Source organism: Mesorhizobium sp. M7A.F.Ca.MR.362.00.0.0, from assembly GCF_004023175.1.
Taxonomy (GTDB): domain Bacteria; phylum Pseudomonadota; class Alphaproteobacteria; order Rhizobiales; family Rhizobiaceae; genus Mesorhizobium.
Genome location: NZ_RZTF01000023.1, coordinates 1 through 21,421, shown reverse-complemented (window position 1 = coordinate 21,421; position 21,421 = coordinate 1). Strand labels below are relative to the sequence as shown.

Sequence of the window (21,421 nt, the reverse complement as noted above, 5' to 3'; positions counted from 1 at the left end):
CTGGCGGAGGCCGAATGGCATTTCGATTCGTACACACGGCCGATATTCATCTCGACTCGCCGCTTCGTTCGCTGGCGATGCGAAATCCCGATCTTGCCGGGCTGGTGGGCGACGCCAGCCGCCAGGCATTCGTTTCGATAGTGGATCTCTGCCTTGAGGAACGTGTGGCCGCGTTGGTCATTGCTGGCGACCTATACGATGGCGACCAGACTTCAATGAAGACAGCGCGGTTCTTGGGCGCGCAGATGACACGCCTGCACCAGGCCGGCATCATGGTTTTCAAGATCCGCGGTAATCATGACGCCCTGTCGCGGATTTCCAAACAGCTGGTATTTCCCGACACCGTTACCATCTTTGGTGGTCGTGCTCAGTCGGTATTGCAGACAGCCGGCGGTCTGGACGTCGTATTCCATGGTTTGAGCTTTGCGAACCCTAAGGCGCCGGACAGCCTGTTAACCAAATATCCGGCGGCTCGTGAAGGGGCCGTCAACATAGGCATCATGCATACCAGTCTGGCTGGATCGCCAGGTCACGACGTTTACGCGCCCTGCAGCATCGCTGACTTGCACGCCCACGGTTTCGACTATTGGGCCCTCGGCCACATCCATGCTCGCCAAGTCCATCCTGGCGCCAGTGCCGTGGTGATGCCGGGAATACCGCAGGGGAGGGATATCAACGAGGCCGGTGAGAAATCAGTCACCCTGGTGACGGTGCGCCACGACCGTTCGGTGGAGATCGAGGAACGGCTGACCAGCGTTGCGCAGTTCGAACGGGTGAGCGTCGACCTTACCGGAGCGGTGGAGTGGCCCGAGGCCGTCGCGCGTGTTCGCTTCGCACTCGAAGAGATGCGGGCAACCGTCCGATCGCGTCATGCTGTGGCTCGCATTGGCCTGACAGGAACGTCACCACTGATGTGGGCGCTGATCCGCGACAGGGACCTCCTTCTTGCCGAAGCCGAACAGGCTGCGGAACAGCTAGGCCATACGTGGGTGGAGAAGCTCGAGCTTGACCTCGCGCCGCCTCGGACGGAGACCGCCGAGGATATTGCTGATCCGATTTTCGAACTCGAGCAATCAATGCGTGCCGATGCCACCTCGGAGGCCTTCCGCGCTGAGGCGAGGGCGTTCGTCCAAAAGATGGTCGCCGACCTTCCGGCCGACGGGCGGGATTTTGCTGGGACGGACGAAGCCGGGCTGGAACAGTTCCTCGATCAGGTGCTTTCCAAGGGCGCGGACTTGGTGACTGCCCGCCTTAAGGCCGGTGGATCGTCATGAGGTTGCGGCGCCTTGACCTCATTCGTTATGGAAAGTTCACCGATCGTTCGATCGACTTCGGACCCAAACCGGAATCCGGACCTGATCTGCATATCGTGTTTGGCCTGAATGAGGCCGGCAAATCGACTGCGCTTTCGGCCTATCTAGACTTGCTGTTCGGCATCGAGGAACGGAGCCGCTACAACTTCCTGCACGAGTACAGTGCCATGCGCATCGGCGGGGTGCTGGAACTGGCCGGCTCCGAACACACGTTCACGCGTACGAAACAGCGCAGTAATTCGCTATTGAATGCGACGGGCCAACCGGTAAGCGAGGTGGCGATCACGGCGCATCTCGCCGGTCTGTCGCGCGACGCCTACACGACGATGTTCTCACTCGATGACGAGACGTTGGAAGCCGGCGGAAAATCTATCCTGGAGTCGCGGGGCGACCTCGGCAAGCTTCTGTTCACGGCCAGCGCCGGTCTTGGGAACGCAAGTGATACGTTGAACGCCCTCGAGGCCGAAGCAGACGCTCTGTATCGGAAGCAGGCGCATGGAACCGAACTGGCGCTGTTGAAGAAGCGCCTTGTTGACGTAAAGTCGCGCAGGGATGCGATCGACACCCTTGCATCAACCTACGAGGGCCTGGAGGCCGAACGTCTCGATGCAGCGCAGCAGTACGGCCGAACCATCAGCGATCGGGCGGTGCTGGTGGCCAGGCTGGATACCTTTGCTCGTTACGTGCGTGCTGCGCCGATGCTGGCGGATATCCGGCGCAAGATTGCCCGGCTGGATCAGCTGCCGGACATCGCCTCCCCAGCCCGGACATCGACGGGAAGTGTCACCGAACTGATCGATGACGATGCCAGCCTCAGAACGCGGCTGTCCGCAAACATCGACGAGACCGAGCGCCTGGCGGAAAAAGTCACTGCGGTCGACGAGGACGAACCGATCCTGTCGATTTCCGAACGCATTCGCGGGCTGGCGGAGAGCAAGGTGCGCCATACCGCGGCTGGCTTTGACTTGCCCACTCGCAGGATGGAGCTGCAAATCCTCAACAACAGCGTGGCGAGCTGCCTTGCCGCCTTGGGCCGATCTTCCGAGGCGGATCCTGGCGCGCTGCTTCTGCCTGCCGTCACCGTTGGCGTCGTTCGCGCCATGGTCGAGCAGAGGTCCGGGATTGCTACCGGGATGCGTGCCGCTCGCGACGAAGCCGCGGCGGCACTCGATGCGCTGCAGGTGGCAAGGCAGCGGGTCGGCGAGGAAAGGGCGGTGCCCGAACCTGCCAGGGCAAGGCTGGGCTCGGCTTTGTCGAAAGCGCGAGCAAGCGGACACCAGGCAGAGATTAGGACGGCTCGCGAGGCGGAAGATGCGGGAACAATCCGATGGAAGGCGGCGCTCGCGCGCTTGCGTCCATGGAACGGAGATGCCCTCGCTCTCGCCAACGTCGCGGGTCCGAGCGCCGGGCAGATTGCCGCCTGGAAGACGGTAGCGTCAGAACTGGCAAGGAACACCGCCGTACTTGCCGAACGCCTTGCTGAATACGAGGGCAACCATGCCATGCTCGCCGCACGATTGGATGCCCTTCGTGCCTCGGGCGACATTGTCGACGATGAAGCGGCTACCGCCATCCGCCGAGTTCGCGATGATGCGTGGGCAACGCACCGCGCAGCGCTGACCGGTGACACCGCTGACGACTTCGCCGTGGCATTGGCGCGCGATGACATTGCCAGCGCAGGCCGGCTGGCCGGCGCGGCGGATCTGGCTGAGATCCGGGCAACTACGCGCGAGCTGGCCGAGGCCGCGGCCAACCTGTCACGCAACGGCATCCAACGCACACAGCTCGGCAAGGATGTGGATACCCAATTGTTGGAAATCCGCGCGGCCGCCAGGGACCTGCTCGGAGACGCCGTGGAACCTTCGTCTGAGCGCCTGATCGAAAGGATCGAGGATCAGATCGAGGCGCGCAGCGATGCGCTCGCTGCCTGGGAGCAGATCGAACTTGCTCGCTTGAAGGCCGAGCGAGCCGCTGACGCCGGCGAGCAGATACGCTTGGAAATGAGAGCAGTGCTGGGAAGCGTCGGCATTGTATCAGAGTCCAACGACACCCTCGAAGCAATCATGGCCATCGCGGAGCCGTTTCTGGATCGGCAGCGCAAGGTGGACGCCGAGTATGCCGAGGCGCTCAGAATGGTGAGCTCCAAAGAAGAGGATCTAGCGGCACGACGGGTTGCAGTAGGTGTGGCGGAGCGTCGCGAGGAGGAATGGCTGGCCGGCATTACCGAAGCACTCAAGGGAACTTGGCTCGAAAGCGGGCTCTCCGCATCCGGCGTCGGCACTGTGCTCGATCAATTGGCCGAACTTTCAAGAAGCCTGCAGGAACGGGACGACCTGCAGCTGCGTATCGACAAGATGGAGGCCGACAGGGCCAATTTTCTGGTCGAGGTCATCGCCGTTGCGGTTGAAGCCGACGAGCCGACGAAGGATACCGACCCGGAGCAGTTGGCCATCCGCCTTGCCGAGCGCCTAGAGCGTGCCGAGCGGACACGTGAAACGAAGGCAAGCCTCGGCAACGACCTGAAGCGCCTCAAGGAGGCGCGCGACATCCTCGACACTGAGATTTTGGCACACGAACGCCGCAAGAACGAGGTGCTGGGCGTCTTTGGTGTCGCCACTCTGCCCGAGGTAGTCGAACGCGATGAGCTGTTGCGTGAGCGCGATGGCTTGCGCACCACCGTCGCCGAACTTGAGGAACGGATAGTGGCGGAGCTCGCGGTCGACGGATTCGAGCAGGCCCGCTCGATCCTGGACGCGATCGATTTCGACGGCCTCGCGGTCGAGAAGGCTGAGGGTGAGCAGCGGCTTCGCCTGTTCGATGAAACCATCCAGCAACAGCTGATCCGGCAGACGCGCGCGGCCGACAAGCTGGACGCCATCGGCGGTGATAGTGCGGTTGCACGCCTGGATGCTGAACGGCGCACAACCCTGCTGGAAATCGAGGAGAAGGCCGTTCGCTACATAGAGCTGAAGCTTGGCATCATGTCGGCTGGCAATGCTTTGCGGATCTACCGTGAGAGCCATCGCTCCGGCATGATGGCGCGCGCATCAGACGCGTTCAAGCTAATGACGCGTGGCCAGTATTCGGGGCTGACAACCCAGCCTGTAAGAGGTGGTGAGGTTCTCATTGCTGTGCAGGGTGACGGGCAATCCAAGGTCACCGAAGCGCTTTCAAAGGGTGCACGATTTCAGCTGTACCTTGCCCTAAGACTCGCCGGTTATTACGAGTTCGCGCAATTTCGGCCCTCGGTCCCATTCGTCGCCGACGACATCATGGAGACGTTCGACCATATTCGCTCGGAGGAGGTTTTCAGGCTGTTCGGAGCGATGGCAAACACAGGTCAGGTCATCTACCTGACGCACCATAAGCATCTATGTGAAATAGCTGAGGCTGTCGTACCGGGAACGAGGATCCATCAACTCGCACAGTAATTTTCTCCGGAATACGTGAACGAACCAGTGAAGGACGCCGAATTTGACGGCAAGTATGCGCCCAAAGTCAGACGTTCCGGCAAACTTCGCGTTCGTCCAAAAGCGGACATATCGCCCGAGCCATAGACGGCCCCGATGTGCCCATAATGGACGTCCTGCAAATTCATTGTCCTGCCGAATCTGGACTTCGAGAGCTGGCCCTAAACAGCAATTGTATCGCGCCTAGCCGTCCTATCGCCGGGGCGCCAATTGTAAACAACGGCGAACTATACCAATATCGTTACTGGCTTCTTCCGGTGCGACTCGGGAGAACGGGATGGGCAATGAACGCGAAGACGCAAACGGGAAAACACAGCGCCGCTGGCCAATACCTCGGCTATGCGCTTCAACCTGTACGCCTTTGCTTTCACCTGCTCAACGCGCCTAGCGGCGCCTTGGTCTCTCTTGAACATTTAGACGATGTGGCGGTTCACCTGGTCGGCGGCGAAGTCGTTCTTGAGCAAAGCAAGAGCGCACTGAAGCAAAATCCGATATCCGACTGGGCTGCGGACCTGTGGAAGTCTCTGGCCAACTGGCTCAGCTTCATGGCGGCGGGAGAGATCGACCCGGCGACCAGCCATTTCCGGCTATATGTCACACCGGTGAAGGCGGGTGCCTTCGCGATCGCGCTGAACGACGCGAAAACAGATGCCGACGTGGAGGCGCTGGTCGCTAACCTCGCCAAAGCCCACAGCAAGCTGAAAGCTGCACCGGCATGCGACGCCGACGTCCAAGCTTTCCTGAACGCTGATGCGGCTCATTGCGCCGCCTTGGTCAAGAATCTCGCCGTTATCAGCGTCGATGCAGATCCCGTCGATCCGATACGCGCGATCTTCAAGCCGACGGTCTCTCCGCTCATCATCGACCTAGTGTGCGAACGCGCGATCGGCGCTGCGAAGGAGGCGGCGGACAGGCTGATTAGAGCTGGCAAGCCCGCCATCTTGGACGTGGACGCGTTTCAGGCCGAGCAAAGAGCATTTGTTCAGAAGAACAACCTTCCAGGGCTGCTGTCGTCTTTCACCAAGCAACCGCCTGTCGAGGCCATCGAACAATTGATCGCCGACCGTCCCGCCTTCGTCCGCCAACTCGAGCTGATCGAGGTGGGAGACGAAGCGTGCGTCCGGGCTGTTAGCGATTACCTTAGGACGCTCGCCGACATCTCGATCTGGGGCGAAAGCGGGCTAATCTTTGAGAAGAACCTAAGTGACTGGGACGATGATCTTGTCGGTCGCTATGAGCACGTCAGTGCAGAGGTGCACGACATACAGGCCGGACACCCCGCAACGGTTCGTGGTAGAATAGTTTACAGGCGCTGCGCGCAGTTGCAGCCTCCACTCGATGGTCGAGTCGTCCCCGGTCATTTCGTCCACGGATCATTCAACGCCCTTGCCCACGGCCTGCGCCTCGGCTGGCATCCCGACTACCAGACTCTTTTGGAGCCAGCGACTTGATTGAGGCTGGCCGATCGCACCTACCGCTCAGCGACCTCGCCCTTGTCCAGAATCCAGGACTTGGGGCTTTCGCATTGTGGCAATTTGGCCAAGGTTTCCAGGCTGAGGACGAACGTCCAGCGCCGTTCGCCTTGGCGTTTCTCGTGCTGCCAATCGTCCTGCATCGCGCAACGCTCGAAATCGTGACTTCGACAAACCGACCCTCTGGACTGGCGCTCTTCGCGGCCAAGCTCGGGAAGGAACGGGAACAACTCCTCGCCGTCCACGAGCGAGCGCTGCTGCTGCGTACTCTGACATTGCAATCGGCCGCTGTCGGTGTGAGCGGGCGGCTGCTGTCCGTGGATTACAAGGATGCTACTTTAAGAGCAAACGTACCAGAACCGAAACCGAGGAGGCTCGTCCTTCCAGAGCGCGTCAAGCACCTCGGACCTGCCTCGGAGAAATTGGGTTTCTGGTTTTCGAACCTGGGGACCGCGCAGGTGGCCAACCTGTTACGGGTGGAGTTCTAGATGTATTTCCAGCTTCGAAAACTGATCCTTTGGCCCCGCAATGGTGCAGCGCCGCGGGTCGTCAAGTTCGAGCCCGGTGTCGTCAACGTCATCAGCGGCGCGTCGAAGACCGGGAAGTCCGCCGTTATCCCTATTGTTGATTACTGTCTGGGCTCGGAGAAATGCGCGATTCGGGTGGGCGTAATCCGCGAGAACTGCAGCTGGTTCGGCATTCTGATCGAGACGCTGGAGGGCGAAAAGCTCTTGGCGCGACGCGAACCGGGGGACCAACAGAGCACAGGCGACATGGTGCTGCTGGAGGGCGCACAGGTCGAAATTCCGGAGACGATCACCGACAAGACCACCAATGTCGACACGGTCAAGCGCGCGATGAACCGCCTGGCAGGACTGACTGACCTCGACTTCGAACCAGGTACAGAGAATGGATTCAAGCAAAGGCCAAGCTTCCGCGACCTCATGGCCTTCACGTTCCAACCTCAGAACGTGATCGCCAATCCCGACGTGATGTTTTTCAAGGCCGATACGACGGAACACCGGGAGAAGCTAAAGACCATCTTCCCGTACGTTCTGGGCGCGGTCACGGCAAAGATTCTCCAGGCGCGGTTTGAGATCGATCGGCTCCAGCGCAACCTCCGCCGGAAGGAGGCTGAGCTACGCGCGATCGTGTCGGCAACTGGCGCTTGGCGGGCGGAGGCGGAGGCGTGGCTGCGTCAGGCAGTCGAACTTGGCCTAGTCGATTCCTCCACTGAAGTGCCGAAGGACTGGAGTGACGTTGTTGACCTGCTTCGGCGCGTGTCGAACAGCAACTCAAGTCTTGCTCGACCAAGCCTGGCCGGCATCGATGTGGTGCTGACGCGTCTGGAAACCCTTCGTGCGTCGGAAACTGAAATCGCCGCGCGACTTACCGAGCATCGTCAGCGCCTGAACGAACTGCGCCGTCTGGTGGAGAGCAGCGAGGCGTACGGCGACGCCATGCGCATCCAACGTGACCGCTTGGACCTTTCCACGTGGCTGAGGGACTTGGCCGACGAGTTCGCCGATCCGTTGGTCGCACTCGGGGACGGCGGCCGCGAGAAGGTCTTGGCCCTTTGCGACAACCTCGGCGGTCTGGAGATCCGACTGCGGACCCACCCTGCGATGTCTAACACGCTTGACAAGGAAATCCTGCGCCAGCGCGGCGCCGCTGAAGCGGTCCTATCTGAGTTGAACGATGTCCGTAGCGAGATAGCGGTGCTGGAACGGGACTCTGACGTCGCCCGAGACGAGGCCAATCGCTTCGATAGGCTTGAGCGCTTCCTCGGTCGATTGGAGCAGGCGTTGCACGTCTACGACCGCGCCGACCAGTCGTCGGATTTGCGGCAGGAACTCACCTCGCTGCAGGCCGATATTGCAACGCTGCAAAAGACGATCTCCGAGGCCGACATCCAGCGCAAGCTATTCAACGCGTTGCACCAAGTCTCCCATCATGCCAATCGGCTGATTCCGCAGCTTGACGCGGAGTGGCCCGAGGCCCCGATTAGGCTGTTGATTGAAGACCTGACCGTCAAGGTGACTAGGGGAACGCGTGAGGACTACCTGTGGGAGATTGGCAGCGGCGCCAATTGGCTCGCGTATCACGTCGCACTAATGCTTGCGCTGCAGCACTACTTCCTGGCCGAACCTCATCACCCAGTCCCTGGTCAGCTGATCTTCGACCAACCTAGCCAAGTCTATTTTCCTAAGCGGGCGGCGGGCGACGAGGGCCCCGACCTCATCGCGTGGAGGGATCAGGACGTGGTCGCCGTCAGGAAGGTCTTTGCGCTCCTAGGCGCTGAGGTCATGGCCGCGAAAGGTCGCCTCCAGATCATCGTGCTGGATCATGCAGATGAGGACGTCTGGGGCAAGCTTCCCGGAGTCAAGTTGATTGAGGAATGGCGTGGACAGGCCCTCGTGCCTCAGGCTTGGATTGCCGCCGCATCTTCCAACGGTGGATAATAATCTGCTGCCAGAGGAGAAGGCATGGCGAACGTGGACGAGATCAACCGTCTGACGGCCCTTGGCTTGAACGTCATCACAGCCATGGATGTCGCGGAAGGAAAACTAGACGAAGCCTTCGAGGTCGCCCGCGCTCAGGAGAAACGCAAGGTCGACATCTGGTGCAAAGGAAGAAAGAACATTCCGGTTGCACTGACTGCGATATGGGACTGCGATCCTGCAAACTTCTATCTCGCGTTCGACGGCGATGATCCCAGCGACCACGCTTCGACGGATTTCATTCTTATCGACGCTGATGTCACTGACGTTGGCGGCAGGCTTACCTACGCCGCCAGCAGGGACAAGGGTCCTTGGCATCAACGTTACAAGAGCAAGAGCTGTGGGATCGCCTACCGATGGCTGCATGGCCGCGGTGTCACACCGCCTTTGCTCGGCGAGTACCAAGGCCAAGTTCACATCGTAGGAGGCATGCACCGCTTCCATCTTGCCAAGCACTATGGGACGACGCGCATGCCATTCCTCGTCCGGAGGGCCGAACTAGCCGCAGTAATGGCGTTGATCCCCTCGGCGACCGACACCGCCAACTCGTAATGGCGGGGACTGCAGAAAAGAAGCGAATGAGTTGCGAACTTACCGGGATCACTCCCCGAAAGCTGACCGACGGCTTCCGGCCCCGTTGCGGCCATTCTTACTCCCGCACTTTGGCTTTTCCAGCGCTAAACCGGCCTTGGGCGATGAATGGAAACGGTCAGATGTTCCCGGTCTGTGCTCGAAAAGTCGCATAAAAGGGCAGACTGGTGTGACGTCCGGAATTATTGGGCCTTTCACGGGTTTACCGGTCCCGAATTATCGGTTGCTGGCGGGCGGGCTATGCGATTGAAAACAGGAGAGTTTTCTGGCTAAGGGTGGGGTTTCAGACTGAGTTTACCAATGCCCTTAATGACGATTAATTCTGGATTGGCATCAGGTGATTGGGTTTGCGCAGAATATAGCCGCCCTTATTGGTAAACCCGCTCACGGTCGACAACGGATTGGTCAACCTAGGACGACAGGATTGGTAAACCGGAGCCGCCCTATCGACGAAGGTCTAGCTTGGCGCATTCACTGTCGCCGGTAGGCAGATATTCGGGCGACAATCGGGACCAGCGTGCGACGCCGCCAAGCGTGAGACACGTCGGCTACGCCGCAAATCGACACGGTTTGACCGGGCGCAATACCGCACCGATCTTCTAATCTCGGCTTAATTCCGGAGAGAGGCAGATAATTCCGGACGCCACACTGATTGGTAACCTAAGGCCACCCACCACGCGGATTGGTAGCCCACAGGAATAGGTTTGGTAACCCTTATCGAGTGAGGGCCGCTCGTACCTTTCGGCGGGTTCGTTTCAGTTCTAAGCCCGGCTTAATTCTGGACAACGACAGATAATTCTGGACGGCACAGTGGAACTCAACGCGTTGTAAGGATGGCATAGAGAAGCAGTAGCCCTCCAGTCTCGCTACTGGAAAAATTCTGGAAAATGGGTCTGCTTGGCTGGACGCAGAACGTTGTGATTATTCAGCCGGCATTTCTGAAGCTTCTCGAACACAAACAGCTTGCCTTCGCGCACGCTATCTTCGAGCGACTTCGCCTTCGCCAGATGCGCCGCAATCGCGCTGGCCAGCATGCAACCTGTTCCGCGCATCGATATAGCAAGGCGCGGCGTGTCGAAGTGGATGGGTTCATGATCGGAGCGTAACAGAATATCGGCCGATCGGGGACCCGACGCGTGCCCACCCTTGATCAGCAGGGCCTGAGGGCCGACGGCCTGCAGTCTTTGTCCTTGTTGGAGCGCACCGTCCTCATCCGAAGCCGGTTCGGAACCAGTAAGGAGCGCCAGTTCAGGAAGGTTGGGCGTGACAATGCAGCAAAGCGGCATCAAATCGCGCTTCATGGCAGCGATAGCGCCTGCTTCCAGAAGTGCGCGGCCTGAGGTGGAGGCCAGCACAGGGTCGAGTACTGCCGGCACTTGCGGAAATTTGCGCAGCACTGCGGCAACGGCAACAATGATCTTGGCAGTCGCCAGCATGCCGATCTTGATTGTGGCTACGTCGTTGGCCTGTAGCGCGGCACACATCTGATTGGCCACCATGCTGGGTGGCGAATGATGGATTTCGATCACGGCGTCGTGCGTTTGCACCGTTAGCGCTGTGACGGCGAGACAGGTGCGCACGCCAACGGCAGAGATCGTCTCGATGTCGCGTGCTATTCCAGCACCCCCGCTGGAATCTGATCCGCCAACGACAAGCACATGCGGTTCTCGTCTCATCGCCATCGGTCCGTCTTTTCGATCCATTCTCGCGTGCGCGCTTCGGGGTCGAAGCTCAACGTGATGTCCGTGACCACTGCGGCGCTGTTGGCGCCGGCCTCAAAGACGCCGTCGAGGCGGTCGGGGTTGAGGCCGCCGATGGCGACCAATGGGATCGGCGCCACCCGCCGCTTCCACTCGCTGATCCGCTCTAGCCCTTGCGGTGCCCACTTCATTTTCTTCAAAGTGGTGGGATAGATCGGACCGAGCGCGACATAGTCGGGCTCGGCAAACATGGCCGTTTCCAGCTCGACATGATCATGCGTGCTCAATCCGAGCCTGACGCCCGCTGCCCGTATCCTCGAGAGGTCGGCCGTTTGCAAATCCTCCTGGCCCAGATGCACGAAATCGCAGCCTTCCTCGATTGCCAGGCGCCAATAATCATTGATGATGAGCTGGCTTTTGTGTTGGACACACCAGGCCTTCGACTTGCGGATCTCCGCGCGCAGCCCGGTTTCATCCATGGTTTTGATGCGAAGCTGAATCAGCTTGACGCCGAGCGGCGCCAACCTTTCGATCCAGGCGGCGCTGTCGACGATCAGGTAGAAGGGATCGAGCTTCATGAAAAAACGGCCCTGCCGACCATCGGTGTCGATGGCACGGCGACGTCGCGCGGTTCGAGCATTCCCGAACTGAACGCCTCACGACCGGCGTCGACCGCCTTACCGAAAGCACGCGCCATGCCGACCGGATCTGCCGCCTTGGCGACCGCTGTGTTCAGGAGCACGGCGTCAAAGCCGAGTTCCATGACGGTGGCCGCGTGCGACGGCCGTCCGAGCCCCGCATCCACAATCAGCGGGACGCCAGGGAAATATCCGCGCATCGAGCGCAGCGCCGTCATGTTGACCGGTCCCAAGGCGGAACCGATCGGTGCGCACCACGGCATCAGGACCTTGCAGCCCGCTTCCAGCAGCCGCTCGGCGACAACGAGATCGTCGGTGGTATAGGGGAATACCGCAAAGCCGTCCTCGCACAGGATGCGGGCGGCTTCAACCAGACCGAACACATCCGGCTGTAGCGTGTCGTGATTGCCGATCACTTCGAGCTTGATCCAGTTGGTGCCGAAGACCTCGCGCGCCATTTTCGCGGTGGTGACGGCTTCCTTGACGGAGAGGCAGCCGGCGGTATTGGGCAGGGTTCTGGCGCCCAGCGAGCGGATCAACGACCAGAATTGTTCGCCGGCCCTACCGCCCGCCATCTCACGCCGCAACGAGACGGTCACCACCGACGTGCCCGATGCCTTGACTGCATCGGCAAGGATGGCCGGCGAAGGATACTGAGCCGTGCCGAGAAGCAGGCGCGACGAAAGCTCGGTTCCATAAAGCTCCAACATGCTAGCCGCCCTGCATGGGCGAGAGGATTTCGATCCGGTCGCCGTCGCTCAACTGGAACTCCGCGCGGTTGGCTTTGTGCACGAGGTCGCTGTTGACGGCGGTGGCGAGCCAATCGCCCTCATAGTCGAGCGCGGCAAGCAACTCGGCCAGCGTGGTGGCGGCAATCTCACGCGCCTCGCCGTTGACCATCAGTTTCATGAGCATGCTCCTTGGTTCTGTCTTGACTGAAAACCAGGTCGGCAGCCTGGCGCGCCATGGCGGGGGCGAGGAGAAAACCGTGACGATAAAGACCGTTGATCGCGATGATCTCACCGTCTGTTTCGACGCGTGGCAAATTGTCGGGAAATGCCGGACGGACACCCACACCGGTTTCAACGATCTCGGCCTCACCAAAGGCCGGATGGAGGGCATGGGCGGCGCCCAGCAGCTCCATCATGGAACGCGCCGTCACCGGTCCGGCGCTCTGGCTTTCAATCATCGTCGCTCCGATCATGAAACGGTGATCGGTGCGCGGCACGGCATAAAGCGGAAAGCGTGGATGAAGCAAACGGACCGGCCGCGACAGCGAGACATCAGGCGTGCGAAGGATCAGCATTTCGCCGCGAACACCGCGCAGCCTGTCATCGGCCGCTGCCATTCCCATGCAGTCTATCTGACGGGCGAATCCCGAAACAGGCCGGGCGTCGCAGCCGAAGTGGAATTTGACACCCATGGTCGCAAGCTTGTCATGAAGTGCCGCCATCGCCGGGCGTGGGTCGAGGTGAGCCTCGTCGGGGAAGAGCAATCCACGCCGGAAGCGGCCGGCGAGGTCGGGTTCCAGGAGCGCAATTTCGTTTTCATCGACGCGCCGATGCCCTGACGTGCGACTGGCGAACCGGTCAAGCTCACCGGCATCACGCGGCGCGGCCACGACCAATGTCCCGGCCCGTGTCACCTGACCCGACAGCACCGCATCCCACCAGTCGGCAGCATCGCGTCCGAGATCCAGCACCGGCTGCTCCGCGCTTTCGCGCTCGCACCATGGCGCCAGCATGCCGCCGGCGAACCACGACGCGTTGCCACCAAGGCCATGCCGCATCTCGGCGACGGTGACCGTCGCGCCGCGGGCGGCGAGTTCGAAAGCGACGGTGAGGCCGGCAACGCCGGCCCCTTTGACGAGCACCCTCATGATGGTTTGGGAGCCTCTGGCACGACCGGTACGCCAGTCTCGTCCGCCTGCATGTAGAGATCGCCGCCCTCCCGGTATTTTGCCGCCATTGCCGCCATGCCTTCCTTCTGGGCCTCGGCACGGATGTCGTGGGAAATGCGCATGGAGCAGAATTTCGGCCCGCACATCGAACAAAAATGTGCCAGCTTGTGCGCCTCCTTGGGCAAGGTCTGGTCGTGGAAGGACCGTGCGGTTTCGGGGTCGAGCGACAGGTTGAACTGGTCCTCCCAGCGGAACTCGAAGCGCGCGCGCGAAAGGGCATCATCCCTGGTTTTCGCTGCCGGATGGCCCTTCGCCAGATCGGCTGCATGGGCGGCTATCTTGTAGGTGATCACGCCAATCTTGACGTCGTTGCGGTCGGGAAGGCCGAGATGCTCTTTCGGCGTGACGTAGCAAAGCATTGCGGTGCCGAACCAGCCTATCATGGCGGCACCTATCCCTGAGGTGATGTGGTCATAGCCCGGCGCGATGTCGGTCGTCAGCGGCCCCAACGTGTAGAACGGCGCCTCACCGCACACTGCGAGCTGCTTGTCCATGTTCTGCTTGATCTTGTGCATGGGGACATGGCCCGGGCCTTCGATCATCACCTGGCAGTCCTTTGCCCAGGCAATCTTGGTGAGTTCTCCAAGTGTTTCCAGTTCGGCGAATTGCGCCGCGTCGTTCGCATCGGCGATTGAACCGGGACGAAGGCCGTCGCCGAGCGAGAAGGAGACGTCATAGGCTCTGGCGATGTCGCAGATCTCCTCGAAATGCTCGTAGAGGAAGCTCTCCCGGTGATGGTGCAGGCACCATTTGGCCATGATCGAGCCGCCGCGCGAGACGATGCCCGTGACCCGGTCGACGGTCAGCGGGATGTAGTGCAGCCGCACGCCGGCGTGGATGGTGAAATAGTCGACGCCTTGCTCGGCCTGCTCGATCAGCGTGTCGCGGTAGACCTCCCAGTTCAGATCCTCGGCGATGCCGTTGACCTTTTCCAGCGCCTGATAGAGCGGCACCGTACCGATCGGCACCGGCGCATTGCGCACGATCCAGTCGCGGATGTTGTGGATGTTGCGGCCGGTCGACAGGTCCATCACCGTGTCCGCGCCCCAGCGGATAGCCCAGACCATTTTTTCGACCTCTTCGGCCATCGACGATGTGACAGCCGAGTTACCGATGTTGGCGTTGATCTTGACCAGAAAATTGCGACCGATGATCATCGGCTCGCTCTCGGGATGATTGATGTTGGCGGGAATGATTGCGCGCCCGCGCGCCACCTCGTCGCGCACGAATTCGGGTGTGACGAAATCTGGGATCGCCGCGCCGAAGGCTTCGCCGTCGCGTTGCAGCTTGCCGCGCATCACCTCGCGGCCGAGATTCTCGCGGATGGCTACGAACTCCATTTCTGGCGTGATGATGCCGGCGCGCGCATAGGCAAGTTGGGTCACCGCCTTGCCCTGCTTGGCCTTGAGCGGCCGATTGCGTATCGGAAATTCCGGTGTCAGGCGCTCGCCGGTGGCGAATCCATTGTCTTCCGGCCGGACGTGGCGGCCGTCATAGGCTTCGACATCGCCACGCGCCGTGACCCATTCGTGGCGAAGCCGGGCAAGGCCTTTTTCGATGCTGGTTTCGACTGATGGATCGGTGTAGGGGCCGGACGGATCGTAGACGGTGACGGGCGGTTCGCCGGCCGTCGGATGGACGGAAATCTCGCGCATCGGCACCCTGATCTGCGGGTAGAGGACGCCGGGCTTGTGGATTTTCCGCGAGGCGGGCAGTGGTCCCGTCGATACGGCGGGGGTGAGGGCATTCATCGTGAGGCTCCTTTGCTCATGCATTGGAGACCCAGTTCTGTGCCGGAAGGATGAAAAGACGCTTCTGTAGACCTGCTGCAACAGGACCTCGGGCGTAAACTCCCGCAAAGCGCTTGCACCGTCCCTACGCCAGTATGAACTGGATCAGGTTCAACGGGTCACTGCGCCGCGAAAGCCAGCAGTATCTCAGCCCCTTGCCGGGACTCCCCTGGTGAATGCCTTAGGTTGAACGGGCTGACGCTATCTTGTCAAGCGCATTCGGGCGCCTTCGGCCGGTGGCGACGACCGGCGGCCAGCCGGGCGGAGAGCTCGCGCATGCATCGGGGACAAGTCACGCCCCGTAGACCGGGGCTGAATGGCCAAAGCCTCATTCGCTTCGTGAAGGATGGAGAAACTGTATTGGCCATGTGCGCGTATCGACCAAGTAGCTCAGGCGGTCACGGATGTGGTTATTCTGGTCGAAGGTGACGAACGGCCTTGGGGGTCACCTCCTTTAGGATTCAGAGGTTGGAAGACGGCTTCTCGCGATCACGGCCATCAGGAAATACCTGTCTTCGGCTCAACCTCGACATGGCGTCCGATCGACCGCAGATATACAGCTATCTCGTTCATGAGATGATCGCGTTCGCCGTAGATTTCAGCAATCCTACGCAGCTGTGGCTCGACGGCCCTCCGTTGCGCTGGCGTGAAATCAGCATCGCCAAAGACGTATCCCAAGTTGCCAATCGCGCAAATTTTGCAGCCGGCGTCCACAACTGCTTGTACGAATGCCGGAATGTCTTTTTCTTGCATGGTCTTCATGTCGAACCTCTCGTGAATGGCGTGCTTGCGCCCCAATCTGCCTTTTCAGCGTGTCCTCTGGGCGGCGCAAGCCCTGAGCGTGACTGTGCACGGGCAACCTCGACTATCCCATCTGCCACGCTCTTTAGAATCGGTGGGGTCTGGTGATCGCAGGCTGGGCCACTCAAAAGCCTGCAAGAAGAAAGTCATGGCGACCATTGCTCAAGATCGCAAGGGTGCGTGCAAGACCTTCCGTTGGCAGTCATGCACGCTCGCTCAGAGATAGTCCGGCCGCGGAAATTCTCCCTTATTCGTAAGAAAGCTCATTGAGCAACTGGGCATTGAGCAACTGGGTCTCACGTCACGGGTCTCGTGTGCTTCACAGCCGAAAAATAGCCGCCGTGGCAATTCTCGAAAAGTGCAGGCTACCTCGTTAAGGACACTGCGGATGATCGTTCGCGCTTGGCAAAAGCGAACGGATTAGTCTATGGCTCTCGGCAGGGGGGCGAGTTATGCGGCGGGTGCGAATCCTTCAAGTAGGCGATATTCACTATCCGGACTGGCATCCTTCCTCTAGCAACATCGATGCCAAGGATAGCAAGTTCGCTCCGAAAATAACGCAGAAGCTACGCGCGTCTTCGCTGCGTGCCGTCTTGACGAAACTTCGGCGGCTGACGACTTCGAAGCCCTTGGATTCGATCGCCTTCATGGGGGATTTCACGAGCCGTGGCGACAAGACCTTCATTGCTTCGGCATTCCAGCATTTCACGTTGCTCTGCCGCGCACAGGGACGCAGTTCAAAGGCGCTTCCGTTGATATTCGTACCGGGAAATCACGATGTGAACCGTGATGACGCGCGCGAACTTGGACCGACTGAGAAATTCAGCGAAATGGCGAGTTTAGCCGCCCGCTTGGGTTGGCAGACCGTTCCCGTGGACCAACCCGTGCACTTCAGACTTCCGACAGGATCCGCAGGCGCAAACTTCATCCTCGTCAACACAGCGATAGGCAGTTGGGAGCTTCAAAACCTTCCCGCGTTCCTTCGTGATCGTCTCGAGGCACTCAGTCCTTCTACAGAGCCTGTAGATCTCGGCTCGCCGGACATCTCGGGACATTCGCCCGCGACACCTCCCAGCGATCCAGACAAGGAGGCGTCCGACGACGAGTATTACGGTCAGATGGACACGCCATACATCTCGCGTGAGATGCTTGCAGGCCTACAGGAATTGCTCCAGCAGCCCGACATGCGTTACGGCATCATAATCGGCCATCACAATCTGCTGCCACAAAAGACTCCGCGCATTACGCCATACGCGGAGATGCTCAACAGCGGATTTGTCAGAACTCAGCTGCTGCAGGGCAACAAGCCTATCGTCTACCTGCATGGACACATACATGCTGATCCGGTCGAGATCGTCAACGATCCAAGGTTTCCGGACGGCAAATTGATCTGCATCTCAGCACCAGAGATACAGTCAGGTTTCAATGAGCTCGTCTTCTTCACGACCGATCAGGGAGAGCTCGTCGGCATCCGACTTATACCCTACCGCACCAATGTCGCCGACGGGACGGTCATGGAAGGCGAACATTGCTTTATTTCGACCATGTCCAACGGCAAGGCCTTTCTGAACAACGACACGTTTGACCTGCTGCGCCGACTGCGCGACCATGCCACCAGGCGCGGGAATGGGTTACTCTTCTGGGACGAGATCACTGAGATTGCTGCCTCCGCCGAGCTCGGGCTAGATCTGGAAGACTCTCTTCTGATGCTCCAAGCGGCGCGCTTCATCGAGATAGACGGCCTCACCAAGGCAAACTCGGCTTGGCGCATTAAGGTAAGGGACGAATAGCGATGGAGAATCCGTTCGGCCCCAACAGGATCGAGTACGAAAGCCGCCCGATACTGTGGTTCAGTCAGAAGTCGGCGTTGATTTCTGCCGCCGCCAAGCCGGTCTTCGTCGCAGGGACGAGAGGCAGCGGCAAGACCAGCATTCTTCGCTCGCTTTCCACAGTCCATATTCTTGAAGACAAAAGTCTCTCGGACCAAGTCGGCAAGCTCGCTTGGTATGGCGTCTTCTTCCAGCTCAATGAGACATTCTCGCCCCTAATCGACAACGCCGTTCTGAACCTCATTCCGGAGCGGATACGCTTCGACACGGCCGCCGTGATCCCGCGGCAATTCGTAATCTTCTCTCACTATCTGGAGCTGAAGATAGTCGAACGCCTGCTCGAGAGCATCGGCCAGCTCAGACGCGACGGCCACTTGAAATACCGGGCCTCCGAAGATAGGGACGTCGCCCTGGCACTGCATCGCGAAGTGCTGCACTTCATACCCCAACCTGCCCGTCTCGACTTCTTCAGCATCGATGAGCTGCGGGGTGGGATAACCCGGTACGTCGACGAATGCTTCAACGCGTTCTTCTTTGCCGCCGATGCCGGAGCGACCGGCTTCAGAGCAACAGACCCTGGCGCGATCATTAACAAGGTCGCGACCGCGATCACTCCACTTTTAAATGGCCCATCTTTCGCCGGTGACAGGGCGCCCTTCTTCAAGATACTGATTGACGACTGTGAAGCACTGACACCGCTCCAACAGCAGTTCCTGAACACCTTGGTGAGAAAGACGCGCGGCAACGTGAAATGGGTCCTCGCCTACATCGGCGGCCTCTACGACACGATCCGGACGATCATACCCGGCCAGTCGCTCTCGAATGCTGACCGGGACGTCGAGAATCTTGATTCAGTCGATCCGAGGGAGTTCGCCACGCTGTGCGAGAACGTGTCGTCGCTTCGGCTGTACTATGCGCTTCCTGACCATCTGCGGAGTGATCTCGAGCGCAACGATGCGCTCAGCGCGTTTTCGCTCAAAAACCGGCTGGGGCGGCTTTCCGTCAATGACATCATCGAGCGGGTTATCATATCGGGTCATTCCGAGGGCAGAGAAGAGCTTGTGGCACTTGCTGATGCAGCACGTGAATTCCTCTCCGTGAATTTGAGGACGGCGGATCAGCAGCAATTCCTTCTTGATCGAAAAGCGCGCCCTTATGCCGAAGGGCTGGCGCTCGCGCTCATGAACCCGGAAATTAAGCGCCGGCCCATGAGCAAGGCGGATGCTTCAAATCTGAAGAGGTCGATCGCCCGGAAACAGGGATGGGCTTTTCTGAAAGCGTGCCAGATGCTGCGTCTGCATGACTACCCGTACGTAGGGCACCAGATCATCACATCATTGAGCGACGTCTGTATACGCGATTTCCTTGATATAATGGGAGAGATCTTCCGCCGCAGTGTTCCGAGTTCCAGTGATCCACGAAAACTGGTGGAATTCATCAACTCGGATTTACAGATTCATCTCGAACAGCAGAGACAGGCTGTGAACGCCGCCTCTCAACGGAAGCTTGATGGACTTCAGGCGCTTTCACATCCGTACGAAGAAGAGAGCGTGCGCATGGTGCGGGCGTTGGGTTACCTGACCGCTCGCCTCCAGACAGAGTTTGCCGAAGAAAATGCTCTAGGAACGACAGAGAGAGGCATTTTCAGGGTTGATCTAAAGGAAATGCGCTCGCTGGTGAACCGACTGGAGCAACCCAGCGGAAAACTGGACGAGGTCCTGCGTCGGGCGGAAAGGGATGGGTTTATCCGGGAGGTCTCCGCCGCCGGCAACTTTGAGGTGGACCGCGCCGACCCCGCATCGAAGGAGATGATGATCAGATTGCATCGGCGATTTGCACCTTACTTCGGGTTCTCCTATCGCGGCCCGTACGAAATCAACACAATCCCTGCGGCGCGGATGGTCGACCTGCTTTTTACCAGGCATCGGCTCCCAGAAGACTGGGCCGACTCGGTGTTTAAGGAGCTCGTCGCGCGGCCCGCACTCAAGACCGAATTCCAGCACTCGCTTTTCGAGAGCGATCTCGAATGACCGCTTCAACTGTCGAGTATCGAGTCTTCGGCCATCTGGCCGTCACCGAGAAGGCGAGAGATGCAGGTACCTGCGAAACGATGGAGGCAGATATCGCGATCGTCGCGCTTGGATGGGAAACGCGTTTCGCCGCGTTCGAAAACCATCTTGACCTGAAGGTCGGCAAGATCGTGGTTCTGGACTTTGCTCTGAAGGAAGCGAACGTCCCAGCCGTCGAAGAAAACCGGCGAAAGCTCATCGCTATGGGTACCCGATGGGGCGTCGAAGTGACTGTGATCACCCTCGAGCCTTCCATCGAGTATCAGAAGAACATCAATCTCCTCGATCACCTGCTCACTCAGATGGCCGCTTCATGTGGCTCATACGAAGGAAGCCTGCGGAAGGTTTTCGTCGAGTGCTCGACGATGCCGCGAATCTACATCCAATGGCTGATTGCGGTGGCATTCAAGAAAATGTCGATTCAGTCTCTCGAATTCGGGTACGCCGAAGGTATCTACGGGAACGCGATCGGCAAAGAGGATTTTTCCAGCGGCTTGGACCGATACGTCACCGTCCCTCATCTTCAAGGCAGCGGAGGAATGGGCGAAGAGAAAGTCCTGCTCGTGGGGATCGGAGGAGATGCCGACGTATTCTACGGATTGATCGATATCGTCAGTCCGGAACGGATCTCGCTCCTCGTCCCAAGAAGCGACAAGAATGCGCATATCGATGCTTTGCTCGATCAACAGGTGGCCAAGGTACGTGAAACCCACCGGCTCGAAGATGGCGAAGTTCGCGACATCCAGGCTTTCGGGCTGATGGCCCACCTCGATGCTTTCGAGACGTATCTCGACGGGTTCGGCTCGCGTGCGGTGGTGAACGTTTTTGTCAGCGGCCCGAAGGTTCAGGCCATCGCTGCTGCCGTGCTCGCCTGCTCCGACAGCCGCGTCCATCTCAAGGCAAGAATTCCCACCTCCTATGCCCATCGTGAAGTCTCAGCGAATGGGCGGTATCATATCTATAGGCTGATTGACCTGACATCCCCTGCCTGCAGCCTTCCCGGGACGTTCTGACACTATCTTGCATTCGAGTAGCATCATGGTCCCAGTAGCCGTTCCGCCAAGCCTTCAGCGCATGTTCGTGTCGCCCGATCCGGTCGATGGGGGGCTAATTCCCACTTGGAAGCTGCTCTACATCAGATCAGGGGGGAATGCAGACTGGCAGAATTCCGTCTAATTAGCGACTAGCTAAAACATATACTCAGGCGAGACTGTTCAGCATAGAAATAGTGAGTCGGCCGTGAACTATCCGCAAGCCATTGATCTGGCCTGTTGATTGAGGCGGATA

At 59.6% G+C, this 21,421-nt stretch carries 16 protein-coding genes and 1 riboswitch; of the genes, 9 read left to right on the top strand and 7 right to left on the bottom strand.

Going from position 1 to position 21,421, the window contains the following annotated elements; all coding sequences use genetic code 11:
• Window positions 1–14 precede the first annotated feature (14 nt).
• From EOC06_RS05605 to EOC06_RS05580, 6 genes are all read left to right on the top strand, one after another.
• Entirely contained in the window at window positions 15–1,274 is a 1,260-nt protein-coding gene (locus tag EOC06_RS05605; protein WP_063169423.1) for a DNA repair exonuclease, read from the top strand.
• On the top strand, window positions 1,271–4,744 hold the full coding sequence (locus EOC06_RS05600; protein WP_128307285.1) for an AAA family ATPase: 3,474 nt from the start codon (window positions 1,271–1,273) through the stop codon (window positions 4,742–4,744). The genes EOC06_RS05605 and EOC06_RS05600 overlap by 4 nt, the downstream gene beginning before the upstream one ends.
• Before the next feature lie 323 nt (window positions 4,745–5,067).
• Window positions 5,068–6,234, top strand: coding sequence for an ABC-three component system protein (locus tag EOC06_RS05595; protein ID WP_063169421.1), 1,167 nt, complete (start codon window positions 5,068–5,070; stop codon window positions 6,232–6,234).
• The gene (locus EOC06_RS05590) at window positions 6,231–6,743 is read left to right on the top strand and encodes a three component ABC system middle component (RefSeq protein WP_063169420.1); all 513 of its coding nucleotides are present in this window, start codon (window positions 6,231–6,233) and stop codon (window positions 6,741–6,743) included. Before EOC06_RS05595 ends, EOC06_RS05590 begins: the two co-directional genes overlap by 4 nt.
• Window positions 6,744–8,717: a DUF3732 domain-containing protein gene (locus tag EOC06_RS05585; protein WP_128307284.1), complete on the top strand. Its 1,974-nt coding sequence runs from the start codon at window positions 6,744–6,746 to the stop codon at window positions 8,715–8,717.
• 24 nt (window positions 8,718–8,741) lie between these two features.
• A complete protein-coding gene (locus EOC06_RS05580; RefSeq protein ID WP_063169418.1) occupies window positions 8,742–9,308 on the top strand; it encodes a hypothetical protein in 567 nt (188 codons plus the stop codon).
• Between the two features lie 905 nt (window positions 9,309–10,213).
• Here EOC06_RS05580 and EOC06_RS05575 read toward each other — a convergent pair.
• The 7 genes from EOC06_RS05575 to EOC06_RS05540 form a co-directional block, all read right to left on the bottom strand.
• The gene (locus EOC06_RS05575; protein ID WP_063169417.1) at window positions 10,214–11,029 is read right to left on the bottom strand and encodes a hydroxymethylpyrimidine/phosphomethylpyrimidine kinase; all 816 of its coding nucleotides are present in this window, start codon (window positions 11,027–11,029) and stop codon (window positions 10,214–10,216) included.
• Window positions 11,020–11,625, bottom strand: a complete 606-nt coding sequence (locus EOC06_RS05570; RefSeq protein WP_063169416.1) for a thiamine phosphate synthase — start codon at window positions 11,623–11,625, stop codon at window positions 11,020–11,022. The genes EOC06_RS05575 and EOC06_RS05570 overlap by 10 nt, the downstream gene beginning before the upstream one ends.
• Entirely contained in the window at window positions 11,622–12,395 is a 774-nt protein-coding gene (locus EOC06_RS05565; protein ID WP_024504259.1) for a thiazole synthase, read from the bottom strand. The genes EOC06_RS05570 and EOC06_RS05565 overlap by 4 nt, the downstream gene beginning before the upstream one ends.
• A 1-nt stretch (window position 12,396) precedes the next feature.
• Window positions 12,397–12,594, bottom strand: a complete 198-nt coding sequence (thiS, locus tag EOC06_RS05560; protein ID WP_024504260.1) for a sulfur carrier protein ThiS — start codon at window positions 12,592–12,594, stop codon at window positions 12,397–12,399.
• A complete protein-coding gene (gene thiO / locus EOC06_RS05555) occupies window positions 12,563–13,564 on the bottom strand; it encodes a glycine oxidase ThiO (protein ID WP_063169415.1) in 1,002 nt (333 codons plus the stop codon). The genes thiS and thiO overlap by 32 nt, the downstream gene beginning before the upstream one ends.
• Entirely contained in the window at window positions 13,561–15,396 is a 1,836-nt protein-coding gene (gene thiC, locus EOC06_RS05550) for a phosphomethylpyrimidine synthase ThiC (protein ID WP_063169414.1), read from the bottom strand. Before thiC ends, thiO begins: the two co-directional genes overlap by 4 nt.
• Window positions 15,397–15,499: 103 nt before the next feature.
• Window positions 15,500–15,616, bottom strand: a riboswitch (TPP riboswitch).
• A gap of 317 nt (window positions 15,617–15,933) precedes the next feature.
• A complete protein-coding gene (locus EOC06_RS05540) occupies window positions 15,934–16,197 on the bottom strand; it encodes a hypothetical protein (protein ID WP_082826710.1) in 264 nt (87 codons plus the stop codon).
• 491 nt (window positions 16,198–16,688) lie between these two features.
• Between EOC06_RS05540 and EOC06_RS05535 the strand changes: the two genes are divergently transcribed.
• The 3 genes from EOC06_RS05535 to EOC06_RS05525 are packed head-to-tail and all read left to right on the top strand — an operon-like array spanning window position 16,689 to window position 21,147.
• Window positions 16,689–18,026, top strand: coding sequence for a metallophosphoesterase (locus EOC06_RS05535; RefSeq protein ID WP_127248690.1), 1,338 nt, complete (start codon window positions 16,689–16,691; stop codon window positions 18,024–18,026).
• Between the two features lie 2 nt (window positions 18,027–18,028).
• Complete coding sequence (locus EOC06_RS05530) at window positions 18,029–20,095, top strand: hypothetical protein (protein ID WP_063169412.1); 2,067 nt, start codon at window positions 18,029–18,031, stop codon at window positions 20,093–20,095.
• Window positions 20,092–21,147: a hypothetical protein gene (locus EOC06_RS05525; protein WP_063169411.1), complete on the top strand. Its 1,056-nt coding sequence runs from the start codon at window positions 20,092–20,094 to the stop codon at window positions 21,145–21,147. Before EOC06_RS05530 ends, EOC06_RS05525 begins: the two co-directional genes overlap by 4 nt.
• Window positions 21,148–21,421: the final 274 nt, after the last annotated feature.